A 24283-nucleotide genomic window follows, 5' to 3' on the forward strand; every position below is an offset into this window, starting at 1 on the left:
CGTTCACTCCCCGCCGCGCAGGATGGAATTGCCCTCGTGGGTGGGGTCGGGGGCGGTCACCTCGAGGGCGAGACGGCCGCTGAGCCCGTAGAAGGCGACGGGGTTGCGCCACAGCACGAGATCGACGTCGTCCTCGGTGAAACCCGAAGCGAGCATGAGGTCGGCGACCCTGCGCGTCTTGAGCGGGTCGCTCCTGCCCCAGTCCGCGGCGCTGTTCACGAGGACCTTCTCCGGCCCGTACAGACGGAGGATCCCGATCATGCGGGTCTCGTCCATCTTGGTGTCGGGGTAGACGGAGAAGCCCAGCCAGCAGTCGGCGTCCTTCGCCTCCTTCACGGTGGTCTCGTTGAGGTGGTCGAGCAGGACCCGGTCCGGCGGCAGGGCGGATTCACGGACGACATCGAGGGTGCGGCGCAGTCCGGCGAGCTTGTCGCGGTGCGGGGTGTGCACGAGGGCCGGCAGGGCGTGGTCGGCGGCCAGCTGGAGCTGTGCGGCCAGGGCGGTGTCCTCGGCGGGGGTCATCGAGTCGTAGCCGATCTCGCCGACGGCCACGACGTGGTCCTTGACGAGATAGCGCGGCAGCTCCTCCAGGACGGCGGCGCAGCGCGGGTCGTTGGCCTCCTTGGGGTTGAGGGCGAGCGCGCAGTGATGGGCGATGCCGTACTGCGCGGCCCGGAACGGTTCCCAGCCGAGAAGGGAGTCGAAGTAGTCGAGGAAGGAGGCGGTCGAGGTACGGGGCTGCCCCAGCCAGAAGGCCGGCTCGACGACGGCACGGACGCCGGACGCGTGCATCGCCTCGTAGTCGTCGGTGGTGCGCGAGGTCATGTGGATGTGGGGGTCGAAGATGCGCATCTGGACTCCTTGCCGTGGGGGTGGGCCGGACGGTGGGAACCGCCCGCGCCAGGGGGGTCCGTGCGGTGGAGGTCTGGGGTGGGTTCGCCCGAGTCGGTCGAGGCCGCAGCCGTCGGATCGGTCAGAGCCGGCGGGTCGGTCAGAGCTGTCGGGTGGCTCAGGTCGGTCAGACCGGTCAGACCGGTCAGCGTCAGGACGCGGTGCAGATCGCGGGGTACGGGGCGGCCCGCGGCGGTGCGTTCGGTGGCGTAGTCGCCGAGCATGCGGGCGAGTTCGGCGTCGGCGCGCTGTTCGAGGCCCGCCACCTCGTCGACGGGCACTCCGGCGAAGAGGCACTTCAGGACGGCGTGGCGCCAGGCGTGGGCGTCGAGGTGACGGGCGGCGTAGGGGCCGACGGCGGCCGCGACGAGCCGGGTGTCATGGGTGCGCAGGGCGTCCTCGACCAGCGGGAGGGCGTCGGGCCCGGACACGAGGTGGGGCAGCGCGTGCAGGACCGCGCGACGTTCTTCGGCGGTGCCCTGGAAGTACACGCGGGCCAGGGACTCCGGGTCGGCGCGGGCCGCGCGGAGGATGAGGACGCGGGCGGCGTCGGCGTAACGACCGCCGCACCGTCGTCCGGCCTCCGCGAGGCGCAACTCCCACACCGAGATGGGCCCATGGGTGCCCGGATGGGCGGCGGCCTCGTCGAGAGCTCGGCGGAACCAGACGCGGGCGGTCGCCTCGAGATGGGTGTCGAGGTGGCGGTGCAGGACGTCGAGGGGTGCGCGGGCCGGGGTGGTGCCCGCGCGTTCCGCTTCCGGGATTGCCGGGGCGGCGTGGGGGTGGGTCATGGAGTACTCCCTTCTGGGGTGGCGGAGGGCTCGCCAGGTGGCGCGACGGGCAGGTTCGCTGCCCGGGACGGGCGGCTCGGGAGGGGGACGACGGCAGGTGGCCGCTGCCGGTCGGGAGGCCCGACGGCAAGGCCGTTGGCTGGGACGGCGGTGGGGCCGACGGCGGGCCCGACGGTGAGGCCGACGGTTGTGCGTGCGGTCGTACCGACGGTCGGGACCGGGGTGCAGGGTGACGTCGGATCGGCATGGTCGGTGACGGTGACTTGAGCGGATGCCGCCGCCTGGCGGAGGAACGGGAGGGAGGCTTCGGCGTGGTGGGGGCCGGCGTGGGAGTGGCGGGGCAGTTCGACGACCGTCAGCCCGCGGTAGCCGGTGTCGGCGAGAGCGGCCAGGACGGGCGGGAAGTCGATCTCGCCCTCCCCGAAGGGAAGGTGTTCGTGGACATCACGGCGCATGTCCTCGATCTGGACGTGGCGCAGCCATGGGGCCGCTGCGCGTACGCAGTCGGCGGGCGGGAGTGGCTCGAGGCACTGACAGTGGCCGATGTCGAGCGTGAGGCCGAGGAACGCCGGGTCGTCCAGAGCTCGGCGGAGCCGGTGGAAGTCGGCGAGGGTGGCCAGGAGGTGACCGGGTTCGGGTTCGATGGCGAGGGGGATGCCGGCGGACGCGGCGGCGTCCAGGACGGGGGCGAGACTCTCGGCGAGGCGCTGCCATGCGGTCTGCGGCGCTGTACCTGGCGGGAGGGTTCCGCTGAAGCAGTGGACGGCGTGCGCGTCGAGGTCACCGGCGATCCGGACGGCGCGGAGCAGCAGGTCGACGCGGCGGGCGCGATCGTCCTGCTCCGGGTCCAGGAGGGAGGGGCCGTGCTTGCGACGCGCGTCGAGGACATAGCGGGCGCCGGTCTCGATGGTGACGTCCAGCCCGAGGGCGTCCAGTCGGTGCGCGAGGTGTCGGACGCGGACGGCGAGGTCCGGGGCGAACGGGTCGAGGTGCATGTGGTCGAGCGTCAGTCCGACACCGTCGTAGCCGAGGTCGGAGAGCAGCGCGAGGGCGTCGTCGAGGCGGAGATCGGCGAGGCCGTTCGTGCCGTAACCGAAACGGAGCGGGAGCGAAGGAGGGCGCGAGGGCGAAGGCGGGGGCGAAGGCAGCGATGCCAGGGGCCGCGGCGAGGGTGGGAGCGGGGTGATCGCGTTCGGGGCCTTCTCGTCGGGGCCGCTCTCGCGGCTCGTAGGTCCGAGGCTCACGTGATGCTCACCCGCCTCGCGAGTCTCCGAGCGACCGGTGCCAGGGCGGCCGTCAGCAGCGCGGTGGCAGTGCCGGCGGTACCTCCCGAGCGGGCGATGAGAGCGGCCTGGAGGGGAATGGTGCCGCGGATGCCGGCGCCGACGGCTTGTTGGGTGAGAGGAGGGGACGGGTTGAGGGAGGCGTGCAGGTAGGAGCGGGCCGTGGTGCCGGCGTAGGTGGCGGCAAGCGCTGCGGTCAGCGGCGCGGGCGAGCGGTGTGCGGATCCTGGCTCCGGCCTCCCACGACGACCGTGCACCTGCCCGTCTGGTGACCGTCGGTTGGGTGGCGGGCCCAGTGTCGGCCGACGCTGCACCAGCCAGGTCAGTGCGCCTGTCGTGGCCAGGGCGGCCAGGGCTGCCGTCGGCGTGCCCTCGCGGGTCTCCTGGCGGGACAGGGTCGTGACCGCGAGCGTGTGCGTGGCCAGGAGTGCGGCGGAGGGGAGGGCCGGGCGTGCGCGCCCGCCGGTGGCCGCGGCACCGAGGAGGAGGTCCAGGCCACGGGCGGCGGCCATGGTGAACGGGCCTGCGGGCGTGTGCTTCAGGGCCAGGTCGTAGGACCAGACGGTGGCCGCGAGCGGAGCCGCGATCGTCAGGGCCGGGCGGCCCGCCCGGGCGGCCAGGGCGAGACCGGCGGCGGTGAAGGCGCAGGCCGCCGTGAAGGCGGCGGCGGGGCTCACGCGGCCGGAGGGGAGAGGGCGGTGGGGGCGATCGGCGGCGTCCTCCGCGCGGTCCGCCCAGTCGTTGAGAACCATGCCGGCCTCGTACAGACAGCAGGAGGAACCGATGGCGAACAGGATCCGGTGACCGGGGCACCGGGTGAGCGCGGCGGCACCCGCCAGCGCGTCGCCGGGGACGGTGAAGAGGGCCGGCAGCCGCAGCAGTTCGGCCCAGGCCCGCACGCGAGCGCGGCTCCGCTCGGAGGCACCGGCCACCGCGCCGGCCGGCCCGCCCGGCATACCGGCCTCCGAAGCCGCCCACCCGTCCGATGTGCCGGCCCCCGCAGCCACCTTCCCGTCCGAGACACGGGCCTCCGAAGCCGCCCTCTCCTCCGAGGCACCGGTCTCCGGAGTCGCCCACCCGTCCGACGTGTCGGCCTCCGAAGCCACCCTCCCGTCCGACATACCGGTCTCCGGAGCCACACAACGGCCCGACGCACCGGCCTCCGCAGACATCCCCCCGTCCGGTACGGTGGCCGACGCGTCCGCTCGCCTCTGAACTCCTCGCACCATGTCGCCCCCGCTCATCACGCCTCCTCGCCCGACCTCGTCGTGTGATCGGGTCGTGCCCCGGGCGTCTGGCGTTCGCCGGTTTCGCCAGTCCCGTCGCCCCCTCCCCCGCCGCCCCTCAGCCGTCGGGCGAACCGCTCCAGTTGCGCGTGCTGCTCAGCCAGGGCCGACGGCGCTTCGCCCACGGGGTCCTTGAAGAAGAAGGCGAGTTCGCCGAGCGGGCCGGACAGGCCGGCTTCGTGGGCCCGGGCGGCGAGGCGGGCCAGGTCGAGGACGAGCGGTGCCGCGAGCGCGGAGTCGCAGCCCTGCCAGATGGTCTGGAGGATCATGCGGGTGCCCAGGAAGCCGTCGAAGGCGACGTGGTCCCAGGCCGTCTTCCAGTCCCCCAGTACCGGAACGTCGTCGATGTGGACGCGGCCCTCGGGAGTGGTCCCGAGGGTGTCGGCGAGGACGCGTTCCTTGCCCGCGTTCTTCGCCTCGGCGGCGGCCGGGTCGGCCAGGGCGGCTCCGTCACCGCCGCCCAGGAGGTTCGTGCCGGACCAGGCCCGGACGGCCAGTGCCCGCTGGGCGAACATCGGCCCGAGGACGGAACGCAGCAGCGTCTGCCCGGTCTTGCCGTCACGGCCGGCGTACGGCAGCCCGCTCGACTCCGCCACGGGGACCAGCGCGGGGTGGTGCAGTCCCGTGGACGGGGTGAAGTTCACGTAGGGGCAGCCGGCGCGCAGGGCCGCGGCCGCGTAGAGGGAGCTCGGCGGCAGCTCGGAGCCGGTCGCCGCCGGTTCGGTCGAGGCCACGTTCACCACCACCGCACGTGCGAGACCGTGCCGCCGTACGAAGTCGCGCATGTCGGCGGCGAAGTCGCCGATCAGCCGCTCGTCGCTGCGGGTGTCTCCCGGAACGGGGCCTCCGGGTCTGATCTCCTCATCGGCAAGGGTGAGTTCGGCCTCGACCGCCGCGGGGAGGCCCGCCGGGAGGACTCCTCCGGCCGCCAGTTGCTCAGCACGCTTGGGCAGAGGGCAGCCGGTCGTGTCGTGTCCGCCGAAGACGAGGGAGGACAAGGTGGGCAAGCCGCTGTCGGCGAACGTGGGCATCTCGGTGACCAGGCCCGTCGGCGGGTGCAGGCCTGCCGTGACGGCGGCGCTGCCCGCGACCACGGTGGTGGCCACGGAACCGCGGGCCCCGATCAGCCAGACGCCGACGCGCGGGGGACGGGAGAGGGACGCGGACATGGGCTGCCTCCTTGTCGTGCGCGAACCCCGGAGTACGAGGCGGGAGGAAGGGAGAAGAACGGAGAGGAACACGAACGGGCCGCAACCGCAGGGAAGTTCGGCGCGGCGAAGGCCGGGGTGGTGACGGCCGGGGTGGTGACGGCCGGGGTGGTGACGGCGGGCGGGGGTACGGCGTCCCCCGCCCGCCGCCGTTCAGTGGCCCTGGCCGGGCAGTTCCCTGATCCGGACGTCACGGAAGGACACCTGGTCGTCGGCTCCGTGGTTCTGGAGGCCGAGGTGGCCGTCGCGCAGACTCCGCGCCGGATCGGTGTTGGTGAAGTCGTTGATCTTCACGCCGTTGAGCCAGACGCGCAGACGCTCGCCCTCCACCCGGATCTCGTACGTGTTCCACTCCCCCGGCGGGTTCAGCGCGCGGTCCCGCTTCTTCAGGTCGGCGGACCGGAAGCCGTAGACCGACCCGGTGGTCTTCTCGGGGACGTCGGTGGCGTCGATCTGGATCTCGTAGCCGTTGTCCACCGCGGACCACGGGTCGTCCGACGGCGGGAAGCCCACGAACACACCGGAGTTGTCGTCGCCGGGGTCGCTCGGGCCGGCGGCTGTGGTCCTCCAGTCGAGCTTCACGGAGTACGCCCCGAAGCTACGACCGGCATACCAGAGCAGACCCATTCCGCCCGTGGACGTCAGCGTGCCGTCGTCGGAGAGGGTGAAGGAGCCGGGTCCGGCCTGCTGCCAGCCGTCCAGGGACGTGCCGTCGAAGAGTGGACGGTATCCGTTCTCCGGTCGGCAGTCGGCCTGCACATCGGCGACCGCATACAGTATCCCGCCCAGCAGGTGTCTACGGAATGCAGGATCCGCGTACGACTCCTTCGTGTGACCGCCCCCGGTGTAGAAGGCGCGGCCGCCCTGATAGTTCTGACACCAGGCGATCGGGTGGTCGCCGTTCATGGTGCCGCCGGTGTACGACTGCTCGTCGAGCGAGGCCAGGACGTGTGCCCGCTCGCGCGGGTTGGAGCGGTAGTTGTACCACTCGTCGGTGCGGTTCCAGGTGCGGGCGAGCCCCGAGGTCGCCGGGTGGGCCCGGTCCTCGACGTCGACCGTCGCCGGCTGGATCGCCGGATGCGACTGGAACCAGGCGCCGGCGAGGCCACCGTAGAACTCCCAGTCGTACTCGGTGTCGGCCGCCGCGTGGACCCCGACATAACCGCCGCCGTGCCGGATGTAGCCCTCGAAGGCGGCCTGCTGTGCGGAATCCAGGACGTCCCCGGTCGTCGACAGGAAGACGACGGCCTCGTAGCGCCGCAGGTTCCCCGGCGTGAAGGCGCCCGCGTCCTCGGTGGCGTCGACCCCGAAGCCGCCCGCCGCGCCGAGCTCTCGCACCGCGGCGACGCCGTCCGGGATCGAGTCGTGCCGGAAACCGGCCGTCTTGGAGAAGACCAGTACCCGTTTCCCGCTGTTTCCCTTCCCCATGCCCTTGCTCCCACTGTCCTCGGAGTGCGAGGCAGCCGGGCCCGAGACACTGCCGAGGAGCAGCGCCGCGCCCACGACGACGGTGGCCAGTCGGCGGGTTGCATACATCACGTGCCCTCCTCTCAGCCGGTCGTGAAGGTGAAGTCGTCCACGTCGAAGAGGGCGCCGGAGCCGCCCTTGAAGACGAGGTGGAGCGTGGTGGTGCCGCGCGGGGTGCGGGACAGGTCGGCGCTGACGTCCTGGAAGGTCTCCCAGCCGCCGGTCACCGGGACGGTGGCCTTGCCGAGCAGGGTGCCGGTCGGCGAGCCGGCCCGGATCTCCAGCGTTCCGCCCGCGCCGCCCGAGGAGACACGTGCCGTGACCTTCGTGGCGTTGCCGAGGACGTACGGCGTGAAGGAGACCCAGTCACCGTTGTCGATGTCGCCGACCGTCTTGCCGCCGTGGGCGACGTCCTTGGTGATGACCGTGACACCGGACGAGTCACCGAAGTGCTCGGCCTGGCGGTGGCGGGGCTGAAGGACGTTCTGGTCGTGCGAGGTGAGCGGGGCCTGGCCGCCGCCTCCGCCGTCGGTGTACTCGGCGTCGAGGACTCCGAAGATGTTGGCGTCCTCGTCGTGGCCGCCGTCGGCGCTGGTCTGGAGGGTGCCGGTGCAACCGGTTGCCGACGTTACCGGGTGACCGTGGCTGTCGTGGCCGAGGACGAACGTGACCTCGACCTTGGAGCAGTCGATCGCCTTGCCGTCCTCGGGATCGGTGACCCGCACCTTGAACGGGATCGCGTCACCGAAACTGAACAACTGGCCGTCCTTCGGCGTTTCCAGCACCACCTTCGGCGCCGTGTTCCCCACCACGATCTGCACACTCGCGCCGCCGGTACGGCCGGAGCCGTCCTCGACGGTCAGGGTCGCGGTGTACGTGCCGTTCTTCTTGTACTTGTGCGTGGGGTCGGCCGCCGTCGAGGTGCCGCCATCGCCGAAGTCCCAGTGGTAGGTGAGCGCGTCGCCGTCCTGGTCGGCCGTTCCGGCGGAGGAGAAACGTACCTTCAGAGGGGCCTGTCCCGACGTGCGGTCGGCTGCGGCCTGGGCGACCGGGGAGTGGCCGTCGGTGGCGTTCTCGATGCGGTACAGACCGGAGTGCTCGTCGCCGCCGAACCAGGCGGTGCCGTAGTCGAGGACGTACAGCGCGCCGTCGGGCCCGAACGCCATGTCCATCACCTGGGTACCGGTCCACGGGACGTTGTTGATCGACTGCACGGCGCCGTTCGCGTCGCCGACGATGCGCTTGATCCAGCGCCGGCCGAACTCACCGGCGAAGAAGTTCCCGTCGTAGGCCTCGGGGAACTTCACCGGCGAGTCGAGCGCGGCGTCGTAGTGGTAGACGGGGCCGCCCATCGGAGACTCGGAACCGTCGCCGAACTCGGGTACCGACGGGCCGTTGTACGGAATCCAGGCGGGCTGGGCCGGGGGCAGGTCGGTGAGGCCGGTGTTGTGCGGCGAGGTGTTCTTCGGGGCGGCACAGTCGAAGGGCGCACCGGATACACCGGTCGCGAAATCGTATGCGATATACGGGTCATTGTCGCCCGTGCAGAACGGCCACCCGAAGTTCCCGGGCCCGGTGACCCGCGCGAACTCGACCTGACCGGCCGGTCCACGAGCAGGATCGGCCGCGCCGGCATCGGGGCCGTAGTCGCCGACGTAGAGGATGCCGGTGGCCTTGTCGACGCTGAAGCGGAACGGGTTGCGGAAACCCATCGCGTAGATCTCGGGCCGCGTCCTGTCCGTACCGGGCGCGAACAGGTTGCCGTCCGGGACCGCGTACGAGCCGTCGGTGTTCACCTTGATGCGCAGGATCTTGCCGCGCAGGTCGTTGGTGTTGCCGGAGGAACGGCGGGCGTCGAACGCGGGGTTGCGGTTGTCGCGCTCGTCGATGGGCGTGAAGCCGTCCGACTGGAAGGGGTTGCTGTCGTCGCCGGTGGACAGGTAGAGGTTCCCTGCCGCGTCGAAGTCGATGTCGCCGCCGACGTGGCAGCACAGGCCGCGCGAGGCCGGTACGTCGAGGATCTTCGTCTCGCTCGAGACGTCGAGCGTCCCGTCCGTCCCGAGCACGAAGCGGGAAAGGCGGTTGACGCCGTCGAAGGGAGCGAAGTCGGCGGCCGTTCCGGTCTCGGGGGCATCGCCCGCCGGGGTGTTCAACGGCGGCGCGTAGTAGAGGTAAATGAAGCGGTTGGCCGCGAACTCCGGGTCCACTCCGATGCCTTGGAGACCCTCCTCGTCGTGGGAGTAGACGTCGAGCTTGCCGGCCAGTCGGGTGTTGCCGGCGGCGTCGGTGAGCCGGAGTTCGCCGTCGCGCGAGGTGTGCAGGACGGAGCGGTCGGGCAGCACGGCGAGCGACATGGGCTCGCCTACCTCGGCCTCGCCCTTGGCGAGGGTGACCTGCTGGAAGTCCTCGGCTGCCGCGACCACCGGGTCGGCGACGGCTGCGCCGACCCGGGGTGCGGTGAGGGTGAGCGACGCGCCGGCCAGCAGGGCGCCGCTCAGCAGGGCGACGGCTCTGCGCAGCGATGGACGTCGTCCGCGGGTCTCGGCTCTGCGGGTGCCGGTGGTGGGGTCGTTCCCGTGCACGGATGCCTCCAGAGTGGGGCTGGTTGTACGGGCGGGTGCGAATGCCGGGATGCGCCGTCATCCCGGTGACGGATGAACAGTCGGGTGAGCCTGTGGGGGGGCTCGGTTGCCGCGCTTGGCTAAGCCGGCTCAGTTGCCGAACGCCGCGTCGAAGGACGCGGAGGGCGGCTCGAAGTCGAAGGCCCGCAGGCGTGCGAGGGCCTCGGGGGCGCCCTGGAGCCGGTCCATCCCGGCGTCCTCCCACTCGACGGAGATCGGGCCCTGGTAGTCGATGGAGCGCAGCATGCGGAAGACGTCCTCCCAGGGGACGTCGCCGTGGCCGGCGGAGACGAAGTCCCAGCCGCGTCGCGGGTCGCCCCAGGGCAGGTGGGAGCCGAGGCGCCCGTTGCGGCCGTCCAGTCGCTTGCGGGCCTCCTTGCAGTCCACGTGGTAGATGCGGTCGCGGAAGTCCCAGAGGAAGCCGACCGGGTCGAGGTCCTGCCACACGAAGTGGCTCGGGTCGAAGTTGAGGCCGAAGGCCGGTCGACGGTCGACCGCCTCCAACGTGCGTACGGTCGTCCAGTAGTCGTATGCGATCTCGCTGGGGTGCACCTCGTGCGCGAACCGCACTCCCTGCGCGTCGAAGACGTCGAGAATGGGGTTCCAGCGCTCGGCGAAATCCTCGTAGCCCCGCTCGATCATCGACTCGGGCGCGGGCGGGAACATGGCGACCAGATGCCAGATGGCGGAGCCGGTGAAGCCGATCACCGTGTCGACGCCGAAGGCGGCCGCGGCCCTGGCGGTGTCGGCGATCTCGGCGGCGGCTCGCCGCCGGACGCCCTCCGGTTCGCCGTCGCCCCAGATACGGGCGGGCAGGATGGCCTGGTGGCGCTCGTCGATGATGGCGTCGCAGACGGCCTGCCCCACCAGGTGGTTGGAGATGGCCCAGCACTTCAGGCCGTACTTGTCGAGGAGTTGGTGACGCGACTCCACGTATCCGGGATCCGCGAGTGCCTTGTCGACTTCGAAGTGGTCACCCCAGCAGGCGAGTTCGAGCCCCTCGTAACCGAAGTCGCGGGCGAGGCGGCAGACCTCCTCCAGGGGCAGGTCGGCCCACTGGCCGGTGAAGAGTGTGAACGTACGCGGCATGCTCCAGGCCCTCCTTGGTCCTCAGTCCGCTATCGGGGTGTAGACGGAGTTCTTCTCGGCGCTCTCCTCGACCGCCGCCAGGACGCGCTGAACCTGTAGCCCGTCGGCGAAGGAGGGTTCGGGGCGGCCGCCCTCGGCGACGGCGTGCACCAGGTCGCGGACCTGGTGGACGAAGGTGTGCTCGTAGCCGAGCCCATGACCCGGCGGCCACCAGGCGTTCAGGTAGGGGTGGTCGGGTTCGGTGACGAGGATGCGGCGGAAGCCGGCGTGTGTGCTCGGTTCGGTGGCGTCGTGGAACCAGAGCTCGTTGAGGCGTTCCAGATCGAAGGCCAACGAGCCGCGCTCACCGTTGAGTTCGAGACGCAGGGCGTTCTTGCGTCCCGTGGCGAACCGGGTCGCCTCGAAGGAGGCGAGCGCGCCGGAGGCGAAGCGAGCGGTGAACAGGGCTGCGTCGTCCACGGTGACCGTTCCGGTGCCGTGGGCGGAGACCGCGCTCAGGCCGCTCGTCGGACCACCGGGCAACGGCCGCTGCCGTACGAAGGTCTCGGTGATCGCGGAGACTCCCGCGAGCCGCTCCCCCGCGAGATGCTGTGCGAGGTCGACGATGTGCGCGCCCAGGTCGCCGAGCGAGCCGGAGCCGGCCAGTTCCCTGCGCAGTCGCCACGTCAGCGGGAACTCGCGGTCCACCAGCCAGTCCTGAAGGTACGTCACACGAACATGGCGCAGGGTGCCCAGCCGGCCTTCGGCCACCATCCGCCGGGCCAGGGCGGTGGCCGGGACCCGGCGGTAGTTGAAGCCGACCATCGCCAACTGACCGCGCGCATGCGCGGCTTCGGCGGCACGGGCCATGGTCTCGGCCTCCTCGACAGTGTTCGCGAGGGGCTTCTCACACAGGACGTGTTTGCCGGCGGCCAGCGCCGCCACAGCTATCTCGGCGTGGGAGTCGCCGGGGGTGCAGATGTCGACGAGGTCGATGTCGTCCCGGGCGATCAGAGCACGCCAGTCGGTCTCGGTAGCCGCCCAGCCGTGCCGGTCCGCCGCCGCCCGCACGGCGGAGGGGTCGCGGCCGCAGATCACGGCGAGGACCGGACGGCGGGGAAGATCGAAGACTCGGCCCGCGGTGCGCCAGCCCTGTGAGTGGGCGGCGCCCATGAACGCGTAACCGACCATCCCCACACGGAGCGGCTGCTTGCCCGCCTCCGGTCCTGCTGACTGCTGCGGCTGTTCCATACGGTTGTCCTCCTTGTCGTCGTGGCACGGTGGGGGGTGGGACGCCGTCGGGCACAAGGCCCGAGCCGTCCGGCGGATGCCCAGGGGGAGCTGGTGCCGCCGGACGGGGGCGGATGCCGCCCGGTGGGCGGGTTCGGCTCGAACGGGGCACGCTCGGGCACGGCAGGCTCGTCGGGCCGGGCCTTCCGGTCGACGGGATGGACGGGGTCGATGCGGTGGATGCGGTCGATGCGGTGGATGCGACCCATCGGACGGCGCACCGTCCCCGGACCCAGTGGCCTTCCACAGGGAGCGTTGACGACCGCGCCGGCGCCGTGCGGTGCCGGGGCGAACTCCAAGGAAGTCGGTGACTCCCGCACCACGCTCGCGGTTCAGGTCGCTCGGCAGAGCGCCCGGCGCACGGAGCCCGCGGCCGCTCGCTCGTCGCCCGTGTCCCGCACTTCGTATCCCGTAGCCGATATCCCGTGTACCGCTGCCGAACGGGGTGGCGTGCGACCGTCCCCCGGACAGAGCACGCCCTACTTGAAGCCGGTGGACATGTACTGGTCGACGTTGGTCTTGTCGACGACCGCCGAGTAGAGGGTGATCGAGGCGGGGATCTCGTACTCGGCGAGACCGCCGACGCCCTTGCCCTGGCCGAGCGCGCGGGCGAGGTCGATGGCGGAGGCGGCCATGGTCGGCGGGTAGAGAACGGTTGCCTTCAGGACACCGTTGTCCTGCTTGATCGCCTGGAATGCGGCAAGAGCGCCCGCCCCGCCGACCATCAGGAAGTCGTCACGTCCGGCCTGCTCGATGGCGCGCAGCGCACCCACACCCTGGTCGTCGTCGTGGTTCCACAGCGCGTCGAACTGGGACTGCGCCTGCAGCAGTTGGGCCATCTTGGCCTGCCCCGACTCGACCGTGAACTCGGCGGCCTGTCGGGCGACCTTCTTGATGTTGGGGTAGTTCTTCAGCGCGTCGTCGAAGCCCTGGGTGCGCTGTTTGGTGAGCTCCAGGTTGTCCAGGCCGGCCAGCTCGATCACCCTGGCGTCGGACTTTCCCTTGAGTTTCTCCCCGATGTAGTGCCCGGCGTTGAGACCCATTCCGTAGTTGTCGCCGCCGACCCAACACCGGTACGCCTGAGGCGTGTTGAATATCCGGTCGAGGTTGACGACGGGGATGCCCGCGCGCATCGCCTTCAGGCCGACCTGGGTGAGGGCCTTGCCGTCGGCGGGCAGCACGACCAGGACGTCGACCTTCTTGTTGATGAGGGTCTCGATCTGGCCGATCTGCTGGGCGGTGTCGTTCGAGCCCTCGGTGATCTCCAGCGTCACGTCGGAGTACTTCTTCGCTCGGCTCTCCGCGTTGTCGTTGATGGCGTTGAGCCAGCCGTGGTCGGCCTGCGGTCCGGCGAAGCCGATGGTGACCTGCTTGCCGGGCTTGTCGTCGGCGGCCGGCTGGTCGTTCGCGGCCGGCTCCTCATCCTTGGAATCGTTGCTGGTGCAACCCACGAGGAGGGTACCGGCCGAGACTGCGGCGGCCCCGAAGAGCATTCCTCTGCGACTGGTGAAGCGGTTCGTGAACGGTGTCGGCTCTGGCATGACGGTGAACCCTTTCCTCAGGTCGTGCTCGCGGTACGGCGCTGGACCAGCACGGCGGCGACGATGATCGCGCCCTTGGCGATCTGCTGGACGTCGCTCTGCAGGTTGTTCAGGGCGAAGATGTTGGTGATCGTGGTGAAGATCAGTACGCCGAGCACGGAGCCGGTGATGGTGCCGCGCCCCCCGGTGAGCAGCGTGCCGCCGATGATCGCGGCCGCGATGGCGTCGAGTTCGTAGAGGTTGCCGTTGGTGTTCTGTCCCGAGCCGGACAGGATGATCAGCAGGAAGGCGGCGATGCCGCAGCACAGGCCGGACAGCAGGTAGAGGTACAGCCGCTGACGGCGTACGTCGATGCCGGCGAGCCGGGCGGCCTCCGCGTTACCGCCGACGGCCACCGTGCGGCGACCGAACGTGGTGCGGTTCAGCACCAACCAGCCGATGACCGTCACGATCGCGAAGACGATCACAAGGGGCGGGACGCCGAGCACATAGGCGTCGCGCTCGCCCAGGTCGAGGACGCCGTCCACGGTCACGATCTGCGTCCGGCCGTCCGTGAGCTGGAGGGCCAGTCCGCGGGCGGAGGCCAGCATGGCGAGCGTCGCGATGAACGGCACCATCCCGCCGTACGCGATGAGCAGACCGTTGACCAGACCGCAGCCCAGTCCGACGATCACCGCCGTGAAGAGGATGCCCGCGAAACCGTATTCCTGGGTGGCGACCGTGGTCGCCCACACCGAGGCCAGCGCGACGATCGCGCCGACCGAGAGGTCGATGCCCCCTGAGGTGATGACGAAGGTCATCCCGACGGTGACGACACCGATCACGGACCCCTGGGTGAGGACGAGTTGCAGGTTGCGGGTGTCGAGGAACTCGTCCGGTCTGGTGATCCCGCCGATCACGACGAGCGCGGCGAGCACGCCGAGCAGGGAGAGGGTGCGGACGTCGGCGCGGGCCACTGTGGTGCGCCAGGCCGGGGGCGGGATCTGCGACACCTTGTCGGTGCTGTCCCGCGGTGGGGAGACGGGCTGCGTCATGACGCCGGGCTTCCTTCCATGACGAGATCGAGTACGCGGTGTTCATCCAGCTCACGGGCAGGCGCCGTGTGGACGACGCGGCCTTCGCGGAGCACCAGCACGCGGTCGGCGAGGCCGAGCACCTCGGGCACCTCACTGGAGACCAGCAGCACGGCGAGGCCTTCGTCAGCCAGTCGACGGACGACTGCATACAGTTCGGCGCGGGCACCGACGTCGACGCCGCGCGTCGGCTCGTCGAGGAGCAGGACCCGGCAGCCACGCAACAGCCAGCGGGCCAGGACCGCCTTCTGCTGGTTGCCGCCGGACAGCGTGCGCACGGGGGCGGACGGATTGTCGGGGCGCAGCGACAGCTCGCGCGTCGCGGCCCGCGCCGCACCCCGTTCGGCACGCCGGTCGATCCAACCCCCGCGCGAGAAGCGGGACATGGAGGAGACGGAGACATTGCGGGTGACGGACTCCAGCATCAGCAGGGCCTGCGCCTTGCGTTCCTCGGGGGCCAGGCCGAGCCCGGCCCGTACAGCCGCCCGCACGCTGCCCGGACGCAACGGCGTTCCGTCGACGAGTACTTGACCGGCACTCGGCTTCCGCGCTCCGTAGATCGTCTCCAGGATCTCCGACCGCCCCGAGCCGACCAGTCCGGCGAGCCCGACGATCTCCCCGGCCCGTACGGTCAGGTCGAGGGACGCGAACTCACCCTCCCGGGCGAGCCCTCGCACTTCCAGCACGGGTGTCCCGGCCGCAGACCCGGCACCGGTACCGGCCGCTCCTCCGGCACTGTCCGTGGCGGCGACCACGTCACCCGACGGCCGCTCGGGGAAGACGTACTCGACGTTGCGGCCCGTCATCAACGCGACGACCTCACGGGTCGGCGTCGTCTTCGCCGGGAGCCCGCCCGCCACCGCGCGGCCGTCCTTCAGTACGGTCACGCGGTCGCCGATGCGGCGGATCTCCTCGAGCCGGTGCGAGATGTAGACGACGGCCACTCCGTCGGCGGTCAGGTCGCCGACGATACGGAACAGGTTGTCGACCTCGTCGGGGTCGAGCGCGGCGGACGGTTCGTCCATCACGATGAGCCGCACGTCGTGGGAGAGCGCACGCGCCATGGAGACGATCTGCTGTTGCGCCGCCGACAACTCCCCGACCAATCGGGCAGGATCGATCTCGGCATGCCCGAGCCGCTTCAGCAGGGCGCTCGTCGAGGCGCGCGCCACCTTGCCCCGTACGACGAATCCGGCGGCCGTGGGTTCATGTCCCAAGTGGACGTTCTCGGCCACCGACAGGTGCTCCACCAGGTCGAGTTCCTGGTAGATGGTGGCGATGCCGAGGCGCATGGCGGCGATCGGGGAGCGCAGGGTGACGGGGTCGCCCTGCCAGCGGATGACGCCGTCGTCGGGCTGATGTGCGCCGGCCAGAACCTTGATGAGGGTGGACTTGCCGGCACCGTTCTGGCCGAGCAGACAGTGCACCTCACCGGCCTGGACGGCGAGGTCGACGCCGTCCAACGCCCGTACTCCGGGGAAGGACTTGGTGATGCCGGACATGCTGAGCAGGGGTGGTTCTGTTGCCATGTGGGTTCCCCTCGGCGGACGTGCGGGCCGGAGTCAGGGCAGAACAAGTCGTTGTTCTCAGGGCAGAGCAGGGCAGAGCAGTGCGGGGCGGGGCGGAACAGGGTGGAGCGGGGCAGGGCGGAGCGACACGCTGTGCTGGTGAGACCGTGCCGGGTAGCGGCTTACGCGGGTGAGAAGAGGTGGTCGCTGATCAGCCGGGCCGCGCCGATGACACCGGCGGTGGGGCCCAACTCCCCCAGAACAATGGGTAGGTTGCCGGTCGCCAGGGGCAGCGACTGGCGGTACACCTGGGTGCGGATCGCGGCGAGCAGGGTGTGGCCGAGGCCGGTCACGCCGCCGCCGATCACCACCAGACCGGGGTTGAAGAAGGAGACGAGTCCGGCGATGACCTGGCCGACACGGTTGCCGCCCTCGCGGATCATCTCCAGGGAGGTGGCGTCTCCCGCGGCCGCCGCGGCGGCGACATCGACGGCGGTGAGGCCGCCGTTCGTCGCCAGCCGTGCCGCGAGTTCCGCCGAGAGGCCCTGCTGGGCCGCCTCCAGCGCGTCCCGGGCCAGGGCCGCACCGCTGAAGTAGGCCTCCAGGCAACCCCGGTTGCCACAGGCGCACGGCCGGCCGTCGGGCACGGCCTGGATGTGCCCGATGTCGCCCGCGCTGCCGGTCGTACCTCGGTAGACATGGCCGCCGACGACGATGCCGCAGCCGATCCCGGTGCCGATCTTGACGCAGAGGAAGTCGGCGACGGTGCGGGCGACGCCCGCGTGCTGCTCCCCCATCGCCATGAGGTTCACGTCGTTGTCGACCATCACCGGGCAGCCCAGCTCCTGGCTGAGTGCCTCCCGCACGGGGAAGCCGTCCCAGCCGGGCATGATCGGCGGTGCCACCGGCACGCCTTCGGGGAAACGAACCGGACCGGGTACGCCGATACCGGCGCCGTCGAAGCCCTCGGCGAGTCCCGTCGCCCTCAACTTCGCGGCCATGGACAGGACTTGCTCGAAGACCGCGACCGGACCCTCACGTACGTCGAGGGGCTGGTTGAGATGTCCGAGGGTCTCCAGTTCGGCGTTGGTGACCGCGACGTCGACCGAGGTCGCGCCGATGTCGACACCGAGGAAGCGCAGCCCGGGGTTGAGCCGGACGTTGTGGGAGCGGCGGCCGCCGCGCGAGGCGGCGAGTCCGTCGGCCACGACCAGCCCCGTCTCCAGGAGCCGGTCCACCTCCACGGCCAGCTTGGACCGCGACAGGTCGACCTGATCACCCAGTTGGGCTCGGGAGTTGGGGCCGCCGTCGCGCAACAGCTTGAGCAGACGGGCCTGATGGGCGTTCGCGGGTCGCGCCGTCATACGTCTCACGAGCCCCTCCCCGCCTCAGTTCGGCCACCAGTGTCGGGCTTTCGAAGGGAACGTAGCAGCGCCTGCCGAACCTGGGAAGAAGCTGTGCACGGATTGCCGTCAACTTTCTCCACTCACAGGACAAAGAGCGGACCCGAGGCACCCGAAACCGGTCGAAGCCCGGTGAGACACCTGTCCCGAGCGGGCTCAGGACTTGGGGCGGTCGTGATACGAACGCCGGGTGTGCTCGGTGTGTTCACGCATCAGCCGGGTGGCCGACTGCTCGTCGTGGGCGGCGATCGCCGCGATCAGGTCGCGGTGCTCGATCCAGGACTGATGACCGCGCTGCCGGGCGATCGGCGTGTAGTACCAGCGCACCCGGCGGTCCACCTGGGCTGCCAGCTCGGCGAGCACCGCGTTGCCCGCGAGCTCGATGATCTTCGCGTGGAAGCGGGCGTTCAGGGCGACCGCGGTGTCCACGTCGTCACCGGCCACGGCCAGCATGCCCTGGGCCAGGATCTCGTCCAGGGCCTCGATGCCGGCCTTGTCCGCGCGCGCCGCGGCGAGCCGCGCGGCCTCTGCCTCCAACAGCGTGCGCACGGTGAGGAGTTGATCAGCCTCGTCCTCGGTCGGCTCGTGCACGAACGCGCCCTGGGCGGGCCTGAGGTCCACCCAGCCCTCGGTGTTCAGCCGCTGGAGCGCCTCGCGCACCGGCTGCCGCGAGACGCCGAGGTGCGTGGCGAGTTCGCTCTCGACGAGATGCTGGCCGGGCTGGAGGGCGCGGGTGGTGATGAGTTCGAGCAGTGCCTCGTAGACGCGGTCGCGCAGCGGGCCGGGGCGTTCGAGTTTGGGCACCGCGCCCTGCGGCAGTCCTGTCGACAACATCGGTCGGTCCCCCTCCTGGGCAACACCGGGCAACTGCAACCGGAAAGCCACATATCGATTGACGTACTCGGCTGTTCGCAGCCGGTCGACTGTCTACAGCCGAGTATCGATTGTCTTTCGTCTACAGTCTACGGCGCACAGTAGCCAGAGCCGGGCACAGTCGATCGCGTCACACTACGCCGCGCCCCACCCGCGGGAATCCATTCGAGACCGCACCCCACCTTCGCTCACGGGCAGCGCACGACCTGTCCCGCGTACGACAGGTTGCCGCCGAAGCCGAACAGCAGTACCGGGTCCCCCGTGGAGACGGCGCCCTGCTCGACGAGCTTGGAGAAGGCGAGCGGGATGCTGGCGGCGGACGTGTTACCCGATTCGGTGACGTCACGCGCGACCACCGCGTTGACGGCGCCGATCTTCTGCGCGAGGGGTTCGATGATGCGCAGGTTCGCCTGGTGCAGGACGACGGCGGCGAGGTCCGCGGGGGTGAGGCCCGCCCGCTCGCAGGCCTGTCGCGCCAGCGGCGGCAACTGGGTGGTGGCCCAGCGGTAGACGCTCTGCCCCTCCTGGGCGAACCGTGCCGGCTGCCCCTCGATACGCACCGCGTGCCCCATCTCGGGCAGCGAGCCCCACAGCACCGGCGAGATGCCGGGCTCCACTCCGTCGGGACAGGCCTCGATCACGGCGGCGCCCGCTCCGTCGCCCACGAGCACGCAGGTCGTGCGGTCGCTCCAGTCGGTCACCTCGGACATCTTGTCGGCTCCGATGACCAGGGCACGGGTCGCGGCGCCCGCGCGGACCGTGTGGTCGGCGGTGGCCAGCGCATGGGTGAAACCGGCGCAGACGACGTTGATGTCCATCGCGGCCGGCTGCGGGATGCCGAGACGGGCGGCGACCCGGGCTGCCATGTTCGGCGAGCGGTCGACGGCCGTGGAGGTCGCGACCAGCACCAGGTCGATGTCACTCGGCGCGAGGCCAGCCGCCGCGAGTGCCTTGGCGGCGGCGTGCGCGGCCAGCTCGTCCACGGGCTCGTCGGGGCCGGCGATGTGGCGCGTGCGGATGCCCACCCGGCTCCTGATCCACTCGTCACTCGTGTCGACCAGGCCCGCCAGATCCTCGTTGGTGAGCACCTTGGCGGGCTGGTAGTGGCCGACGGCGGCGATGCGCGAGCCGTTCATTGGGGGGTCCCCTCGTTGCCTTGGGTAGCGGGATCCACCAGTCTGATCAGTGACTCACGGGTACGAGGGCGCGTGAAGCGACAGGAAACCGGTTCCCGGGTTGTCGGCTTCCCCATAGCCCTCGGACGCCCGAGCAGCCGCCGAACGCATCCCCGCCGAGCACCCGCCCCCGAGAAACACTGCTACCCGGCTACTTCGTGAACAGCTGCGTCGCCTTCTGTACCAGCTCATAGAGCCCGTAGGCCAGCGGTGCGCCCACCCACAACCAGGCGAAGGCGATCAGTGGGCGCCTGTCAGGCTGCGGACTCGGGCTGCTGTCGTTCGACATCGGCGGCCTCCCTCTGGGCGGGGACATGATGGTGGCGGGCGTGGACGGGCCGGACGAGCTCGTTGGCGACGAAGCCGACGGCCAGCAACCCGATCATGATGAAGAGGGACAGGGTGTAGAGGGCCGAGCCGTGCTTTCCGGCGTCCTCCTGCCGGTCGGCGATCCAGTTCACGATCAGCGGACCGAGCACGCCCGCGGTGGACCAGGCGGTGAGCAGCCGCCCGTGGATCGCGCCGACCTGGTAGGCCCCGAACAGGTCCTTCAGATAGGCGGGGATCGTCGCGAAACCGCCGCCGTAGAAGGAGAGGATCACCAGCGCGCACAGCACGAACAGGGGTTTCGACGAGTCGCCGATCAGCGCGATGAGGGCGTACATCAGGGCACCGACACCCAGGTAGACCCGGTAGATGTTCTTGCGTCCGATCAGGTCGGAGGTCGACGACCAACCGATCCGGCCCGCCATGTTCGCCGCGGACAGCAGGGCGACGAAGCCGGCGGCCGCGGACACCGAGACCGGGGTGGAGGTGTCGGCGAAGAAGTCCGTGATCATCGGGGCGGCCTTCTCCAGGATGCCGATACCCGCGGTCACGTTCATGCAGAGCACGACCCACAGGCACCAGAACTGCGGAGTGCGCACCGCCCTGCTCGCCGAGACCTGGACGCCCTCGACGGCGCTGGGCCCGCCCGCGACCGGTTGCGCGCCGCGCGGTACCCGCACCAGCAGGACACCCAGCGTCATGAATACCGCATACGAAAGCCCGTGTACGAGGAACGCGAGGGCGATGCCGGAGCTGTCGGATCCGAACGACTCCAGCATCTGCGCCGACCAGGGCGAGGCGATGAGTGCGCCGCCGCCGAAGCCCATGATGGCGATGCCGGTGGCCATACCGGGCCGGTCCGGGAACCACTTGATCAGTGTGGAGACGGGCGAGATGTAACCGATACCGAGGCCGATTCCACCGACGAAGCCGTAGCCGAGGACGATCAGCCAGTACTGCTCGGTGGCGGCCCCGAGCGCGGAGATCAGGAAACCGGACGAGAAACAGACCAGGGCGACGGTCATCGCCCAGCGCGGTCCGTTGCGCTCGACCAGCGTGCCGCCGAAGGCGGCGGACAGGCCGAGCATGACGATGGCGAGCTGGAAGGGGAGCGCGCTCTGGGTGCCGCTGAGGCCGAGCGAGGATTCCAGCGGGGGCTTGAACACGGACCACGCGTAGGCCTGGCCGATGGAGAGGTGGACCGAGAGAGCGGCCGGGGGGACGAGCCAGCGGCTCCAGCCGGCCGGTGCGACAGGGGGACTCATGAGTCCTGAACGGTAGGAAGCGGCGCGGGCGTTGAAAAGGCGGCGCGTCGACAGTATGCGGTGAACGGTATCCAGGCTGCGCCGAACGGTCGGACCGACCGGTTTCCGTAACCGTTTCCGAGGTCGTTCCCGGACCTCGTCCGTTCCTCGTCCGTTCCCCTCACCGCCCCCGAGCTTGCCCGAACCGCCTCGGACGCTGCGCGAACCCTTGCCGCCCCATCCTCCATACTGTAGACAATATTTCGTCGACAGGATTCGACAGTTCCTCGGTACCCTCGACCGAACGGAGCTCCCTCGCAATGAAAGTCGCAGTCCTCGGCGCCGGTGCGATCGGCGCCTACGTCGGTGCAGCGCTCCACCGCGCCGGCGCCGACGTGCATCTCGTCGCCCGTGGACCGCATCTCGCGGCCATGAGGCGGGACGGGGTGCGGGTGCTCAGTCCGCGCGGCGACTTCACCGCCCGCGCCCACGCCACCGACGACCCGGGCGAGATCGGTCCGGTCGACTTCGTCTTCCTGGGCCTCAAGGCCAACTCGTACGCGGCGTGCGGGCCGCTGATCGAACCCCTGCTGCACGACTCCACCGCGGTGGTCGCCGCCCAGAACGGCATCCCCTGGTGGTACTTCCACCGCCACGGCGGCCCTTACGACGGACTGCGCATCGAGAGTGTGGACCCGGACGGCGCGGTCGGTGCGGTGCTGGCGCCCGAACGGGCCGTCGGTTGTGTGGTCTACGCGGCCACCGAGCTCGAAGGGCCTGGCGTAGTACGCCACTTGGAAGGAACCCGGTTCTCCGTCGGCGAGCCCGACCGCAGCGTCTCGACCCGCTGTCTGGCCTTCAGCGAGGCCATGCAGGCCGGCGGGCTCAAGTGCCCGGTGGAACCGGCCCTGCGCAACGACATCTGGCTCAAGCTGCTGGGCAACATCTCCTTCAATCCGATCAGCGCGCTGGCCCGCGCCACCATGCGGCAGATGTGCCTGCACGGCGGTACCCGCCAGGTCATCGAGACCATGATGCGCGAGACGCTCGCGGTCGCCGAGGCCCTGGGCTGCGAGGTGGGCGTTTCCATCGAGCGTCGGCTCGCGGGCGCGGAGAAGGTCGGCGACCACCGCACGTCCACGCTCCAGGACCTGGAGCGCGGAAAGCCGCTCGAACTCGACGTGCTCCTGGCGGCCGTCGTCGAGCTGGCGGAGATCACCGGCGTGGAGGTGCCCACCCTGCGCACCGTGCACGCCATCTCGGACCTGCTCGCGCTGAGGAGCGCCGCATGATCGCTGGGGAGCACGTATGAGGAAACGCGACCGGACCCCGAAGACCTACACCCGGCTCACCCGACCGCTCGTCAGAGATTCCCGCAACGAACCCTTTCGGGAGACGAGTTGGGAGGAGGCGCTGGAGCGCACCGCGCGGGGCCTGGAGCGCAACCGCGACGCGTTCGGCATGTTCTCCTGCGCCCGCGCGACCAACGAGATGAACTATGTGGCGCAGAAGTTCGCCCGGGTCGTCATGGGCACCAACAACGTCGACTCGTGCAACCGGACCTGCCACGCGCCGAGCGTCGCCGGCCTGTCGGCGGCCTTCGGCTCCGGTGGCGGGACGTCGTCGTACGAGGAGATCGAGCACACCGACGTCATCGTGATGTGGGGGTCCAACGCGCGTTTCGCGCATCCGATCTTCTTCCAGCATGTGCTGAAGGGGGTCAGGAACGGCGCCCGGATGTACGTGGTCGACCCGCGCCGGACGTCGACGGCCGAGTGGGCGGACAGTTGGCTCGGCCTCAACGTCGGCACGGACATCCCGATGGCGCACGCGATCGGCCGCGAGATCATCCACGCGGGTCTGGCCAACGAGGCGTTCGTGGAGCGCGCGACCAGTGACTTCGAGGCGTACAAGGTGCTCGTGGAGCCCTGGACGCTGTCGCTCGCGGAAAAGGTGACGGGCGTACCGGCTGCCGCCATCAGGGAGTTGGCGCATGCCTACGCCCGCGCCGAGCGTGCCCAACTGTGCTGGACTCTCGGCATCACCGAGCACCACAACGGCACGGACAACGTGCGTGCGCTCATCAATCTCTCACTGCTGACCGGGCACGTGGGCCGCTACGGCTCCGGCCTTCAGCCGCTGCGCGGGCAGAACAACGTCCAGGGCGGTGGCGACATGGGCGCGATCCCCAACCGCCTCCCCGGGTTCCAGGACATCCTCGACCCCGGTGCCCGGCTGAGGTTCGAGTCCGCCTGGGACACCGTCATCCAGCCGCACTACGGACTGAATCTCACCGAGATGTTCGAGGCGATGGAGGAGGGCTCGCTGAAGGCCGTCTACTGCATCGGCGAGAACCCCGCCCAGTCGGAGGCGGACAGCGAGCAGGCCGTACGCCGGATGCGGTCCCTCGACTTCCTCGTCGTGCAGGACATCTTCCTCACGAAGACCGCCGAGCTGGCGGACGTGGTGCTGCCCGCCACGGCCGGCTGGGCGGAGACCGACGGCACAACGACCAACAGTGAGCGCAGAGTTCAGCGGGTGCGGCGCGCCGTGACGCCTCCCGGCGAGGCGCGCGAGGACATCGACATCCTCTGCGACCTGGCGACACGGCTCGGTCACGAATGGAAGTACGCGGACGCCGAGGCCGTCTGGAACGAGCTCAGGTCGGTGTCCCCGGACCACTACGGGATGACGTACGACCGGCTGGAGACACATCAGGGAATCCAGTGGCCGTGCCCGAGCATCGACGGACTCGAACCCGCGCACCTGCACGGGCGGTTGTGGGAGAAGGAACCGGAACTGCGAGGTAGGCGGGCGCCGTTCGGAATCGTCCAGCACGATCCCCCGGTCGACCTCACGGACCAGGAGTACCCGATCCGGCTGACGACCGGGCGGCGACTCGACTCCTACAACACCGGTGTCCAGAGCGGGAGTTTCGCCTCCCCCCTGCGTCGCGGCGAGTACGTCGAGCTGTGCCCGGAGGACGCGGAGCACTACGGGATCGTCGTCGGCGAGGAGGTCCGGGTGAGCTCGCGGCGCGGATCCGTGGTCGCGCCGGTCTGGATCGACACCGCCCTGCGGCCCGGCCTCGCCTTCATGACCATGCACTTTCCCGACGAGGTGGACACCAACCAGCTGACGATCGAGGCGAATTGCCCGATCGCGGGGACGGCGGAGTTCAAGGCGTCGGCGATCCGGATCGAGAAGCTCCCGGCCCCGACCTACGTGAGGTGA

At 70.5% G+C, this 24283-nt stretch carries 17 protein-coding genes and 1 pseudogene; 2 read left to right on the forward strand and 16 right to left on the reverse strand.

Annotated features, from left to right (window positions below):
- Nucleotides 1-3: 3 nt before the first annotated feature.
- The 16 genes and pseudogenes from OG933_RS09540 to OG933_RS09615 form a co-directional block, all read right to left on the reverse strand.
- Nucleotides 4-852, reverse strand: a complete 849-nt coding sequence (locus OG933_RS09540) for a TatD family hydrolase (RefSeq protein ID WP_405626499.1) — start codon at nucleotides 850-852, stop codon at nucleotides 4-6.
- The gene (locus OG933_RS09545; protein ID WP_405626501.1) at nucleotides 822-1682 is read right to left on the reverse strand and encodes an EboA domain-containing protein; all 861 of its coding nucleotides are present in this window, start codon (nucleotides 1680-1682) and stop codon (nucleotides 822-824) included. The genes OG933_RS09540 and OG933_RS09545 overlap by 31 nt, the downstream gene beginning before the upstream one ends.
- Before the next feature lie 179 nt (nucleotides 1683-1861).
- Nucleotides 1862-2839, reverse strand: a pseudogene (locus OG933_RS09550) (sugar phosphate isomerase/epimerase family protein); the annotation flags it as partial.
- 83 nt (nucleotides 2840-2922) lie between these two features.
- A complete protein-coding gene (locus tag OG933_RS09555) occupies nucleotides 2923-3921 on the reverse strand; it encodes an SCO3242 family prenyltransferase (RefSeq protein ID WP_405626503.1) in 999 nt (332 codons plus the stop codon).
- A 287-nt stretch (nucleotides 3922-4208) separates the two neighbouring features.
- Nucleotides 4209-5420, reverse strand: coding sequence for an inositol-3-phosphate synthase (locus OG933_RS09560; RefSeq protein WP_405626505.1), 1212 nt, complete (start codon nucleotides 5418-5420; stop codon nucleotides 4209-4211).
- A gap of 192 nt (nucleotides 5421-5612) precedes the next feature.
- Nucleotides 5613-6995 carry a ThuA domain-containing protein gene (locus tag OG933_RS09565; protein WP_405633312.1) on the reverse strand — a complete coding sequence of 461 codons (1383 nt, stop codon included), beginning with the start codon at nucleotides 6993-6995 and terminating at the stop codon, nucleotides 5613-5615.
- 14 nt (nucleotides 6996-7009) lie between these two features.
- The gene (locus OG933_RS09570) at nucleotides 7010-9508 is read right to left on the reverse strand and encodes a carbohydrate-binding protein (RefSeq protein WP_405626508.1); all 2499 of its coding nucleotides are present in this window, start codon (nucleotides 9506-9508) and stop codon (nucleotides 7010-7012) included.
- Nucleotides 9509-9637: 129 nt separating this feature from the next.
- The gene (locus OG933_RS09575) at nucleotides 9638-10636 is read right to left on the reverse strand and encodes a sugar phosphate isomerase/epimerase family protein (RefSeq protein WP_405626510.1); all 999 of its coding nucleotides are present in this window, start codon (nucleotides 10634-10636) and stop codon (nucleotides 9638-9640) included.
- 21 nt (nucleotides 10637-10657) lie between these two features.
- Nucleotides 10658-11866, reverse strand: coding sequence for a Gfo/Idh/MocA family protein (locus OG933_RS09580; RefSeq protein ID WP_405626512.1), 1209 nt, complete (start codon nucleotides 11864-11866; stop codon nucleotides 10658-10660).
- Between the two features lie 518 nt (nucleotides 11867-12384).
- Entirely contained in the window at nucleotides 12385-13446 is a 1062-nt protein-coding gene (locus tag OG933_RS09585) for a substrate-binding domain-containing protein (RefSeq protein ID WP_405626513.1), read from the reverse strand.
- Nucleotides 13447-13463: 17 nt separating this feature from the next.
- Complete coding sequence (locus OG933_RS09590) at nucleotides 13464-14480, reverse strand: ABC transporter permease (protein WP_362522901.1); 1017 nt, start codon at nucleotides 14478-14480, stop codon at nucleotides 13464-13466.
- Nucleotides 14477-16048 carry a sugar ABC transporter ATP-binding protein gene (locus OG933_RS09595; RefSeq protein ID WP_405626515.1) on the reverse strand — a complete coding sequence of 524 codons (1572 nt, stop codon included), beginning with the start codon at nucleotides 16046-16048 and terminating at the stop codon, nucleotides 14477-14479. The genes OG933_RS09590 and OG933_RS09595 overlap by 4 nt, the downstream gene beginning before the upstream one ends.
- Before the next feature lie 161 nt (nucleotides 16049-16209).
- Nucleotides 16210-17391 (reverse strand): ROK family transcriptional regulator, encoded by a 1182-nt coding sequence (locus OG933_RS09600; protein WP_142268154.1) that lies wholly within the window; start codon nucleotides 17389-17391, stop codon nucleotides 16210-16212.
- Nucleotides 17392-17586: 195 nt separating this feature from the next.
- Entirely contained in the window at nucleotides 17587-18264 is a 678-nt protein-coding gene (locus OG933_RS09605) for a GntR family transcriptional regulator (protein WP_020125645.1), read from the reverse strand.
- A 227-nt stretch (nucleotides 18265-18491) separates the two neighbouring features.
- Nucleotides 18492-19439: a beta-ketoacyl-ACP synthase III gene (locus OG933_RS09610; protein WP_020125644.1), complete on the reverse strand. Its 948-nt coding sequence runs from the start codon at nucleotides 19437-19439 to the stop codon at nucleotides 18492-18494.
- Nucleotides 19440-19732: 293 nt separating this feature from the next.
- A complete protein-coding gene (locus OG933_RS09615; protein ID WP_405626516.1) occupies nucleotides 19733-21070 on the reverse strand; it encodes an OFA family MFS transporter in 1338 nt (445 codons plus the stop codon).
- 299 nt (nucleotides 21071-21369) lie between these two features.
- Here OG933_RS09615 and OG933_RS09620 point away from each other — a divergent pair, with 299 nt between their 5' ends.
- Together OG933_RS09620 and OG933_RS09625 are read left to right on the forward strand one after the other, a co-directional pair.
- On the forward strand, nucleotides 21370-22341 hold the full coding sequence (locus OG933_RS09620; protein ID WP_405626518.1) for a 2-dehydropantoate 2-reductase: 972 nt from the start codon (nucleotides 21370-21372) through the stop codon (nucleotides 22339-22341).
- A 16-nt stretch (nucleotides 22342-22357) separates the two neighbouring features.
- Nucleotides 22358-24283: a molybdopterin oxidoreductase family protein gene (locus OG933_RS09625; RefSeq protein ID WP_405626519.1), complete on the forward strand. Its 1926-nt coding sequence runs from the start codon at nucleotides 22358-22360 to the stop codon at nucleotides 24281-24283.

The sequence above is a fragment of the Streptomyces sp. NBC_00016 genome (assembly GCF_045040885.1).
GTDB classification, from domain to species: domain Bacteria; phylum Actinomycetota; class Actinomycetes; order Streptomycetales; family Streptomycetaceae; genus Streptomyces; species Streptomyces coriariae.

Excerpts from the sequence above, each read along its gene's own strand:
- OG933_RS09615 (WP_405626516.1), bottom strand. The coding sequence starts at position 21,070 with ATGAGTCCCCCTGTCGCACCGGCCGGCTGGAGCCGCTGGCTCGTCCCC.
- OG933_RS09545 (WP_405626501.1), bottom strand. The coding sequence starts at position 1,682 with ATGACCCACCCCCACGCCGCCCCGGCAATCCCGGAAGCGGAACGCGCG.
- OG933_RS09540 (WP_405626499.1), bottom strand. The coding sequence starts at position 852 with ATGCGCATCTTCGACCCCCACATCCACATGACCTCGCGCACCACCGAC.
- OG933_RS09600 (WP_142268154.1), bottom strand. The coding sequence starts at position 17,391 with ATGACGGCGCGACCCGCGAACGCCCATCAGGCCCGTCTGCTCAAGCTG.
- OG933_RS09580 (WP_405626512.1), bottom strand. The coding sequence starts at position 11,866 with ATGGAACAGCCGCAGCAGTCAGCAGGACCGGAGGCGGGCAAGCAGCCG.
- OG933_RS09625 (WP_405626519.1), top strand. The coding sequence starts at position 22,358 with ATGAGGAAACGCGACCGGACCCCGAAGACCTACACCCGGCTCACCCGA.
- OG933_RS09565 (WP_405633312.1), bottom strand. The coding sequence starts at position 6,995 with ATGTATGCAACCCGCCGACTGGCCACCGTCGTCGTGGGCGCGGCGCTG.
- OG933_RS09560 (WP_405626505.1), bottom strand. The coding sequence starts at position 5,420 with ATGTCCGCGTCCCTCTCCCGTCCCCCGCGCGTCGGCGTCTGGCTGATC.
- OG933_RS09575 (WP_405626510.1), bottom strand. The coding sequence starts at position 10,636 with ATGCCGCGTACGTTCACACTCTTCACCGGCCAGTGGGCCGACCTGCCC.
- OG933_RS09555 (WP_405626503.1), bottom strand. The coding sequence starts at position 3,921 with ATGCCGGGCGGGCCGGCCGGCGCGGTGGCCGGTGCCTCCGAGCGGAGC.
- OG933_RS09585 (WP_405626513.1), bottom strand. The coding sequence starts at position 13,446 with ATGCCAGAGCCGACACCGTTCACGAACCGCTTCACCAGTCGCAGAGGA.
- OG933_RS09590 (WP_362522901.1), bottom strand. The coding sequence starts at position 14,480 with ATGACGCAGCCCGTCTCCCCACCGCGGGACAGCACCGACAAGGTGTCG.
- OG933_RS09610 (WP_020125644.1), bottom strand. The coding sequence starts at position 19,439 with ATGAACGGCTCGCGCATCGCCGCCGTCGGCCACTACCAGCCCGCCAAG.
- OG933_RS09595 (WP_405626515.1), bottom strand. The coding sequence starts at position 16,048 with ATGGCAACAGAACCACCCCTGCTCAGCATGTCCGGCATCACCAAGTCC.
- OG933_RS09620 (WP_405626518.1), top strand. The coding sequence starts at position 21,370 with ATGAAAGTCGCAGTCCTCGGCGCCGGTGCGATCGGCGCCTACGTCGGT.
- OG933_RS09605 (WP_020125645.1), bottom strand. The coding sequence starts at position 18,264 with ATGTTGTCGACAGGACTGCCGCAGGGCGCGGTGCCCAAACTCGAACGC.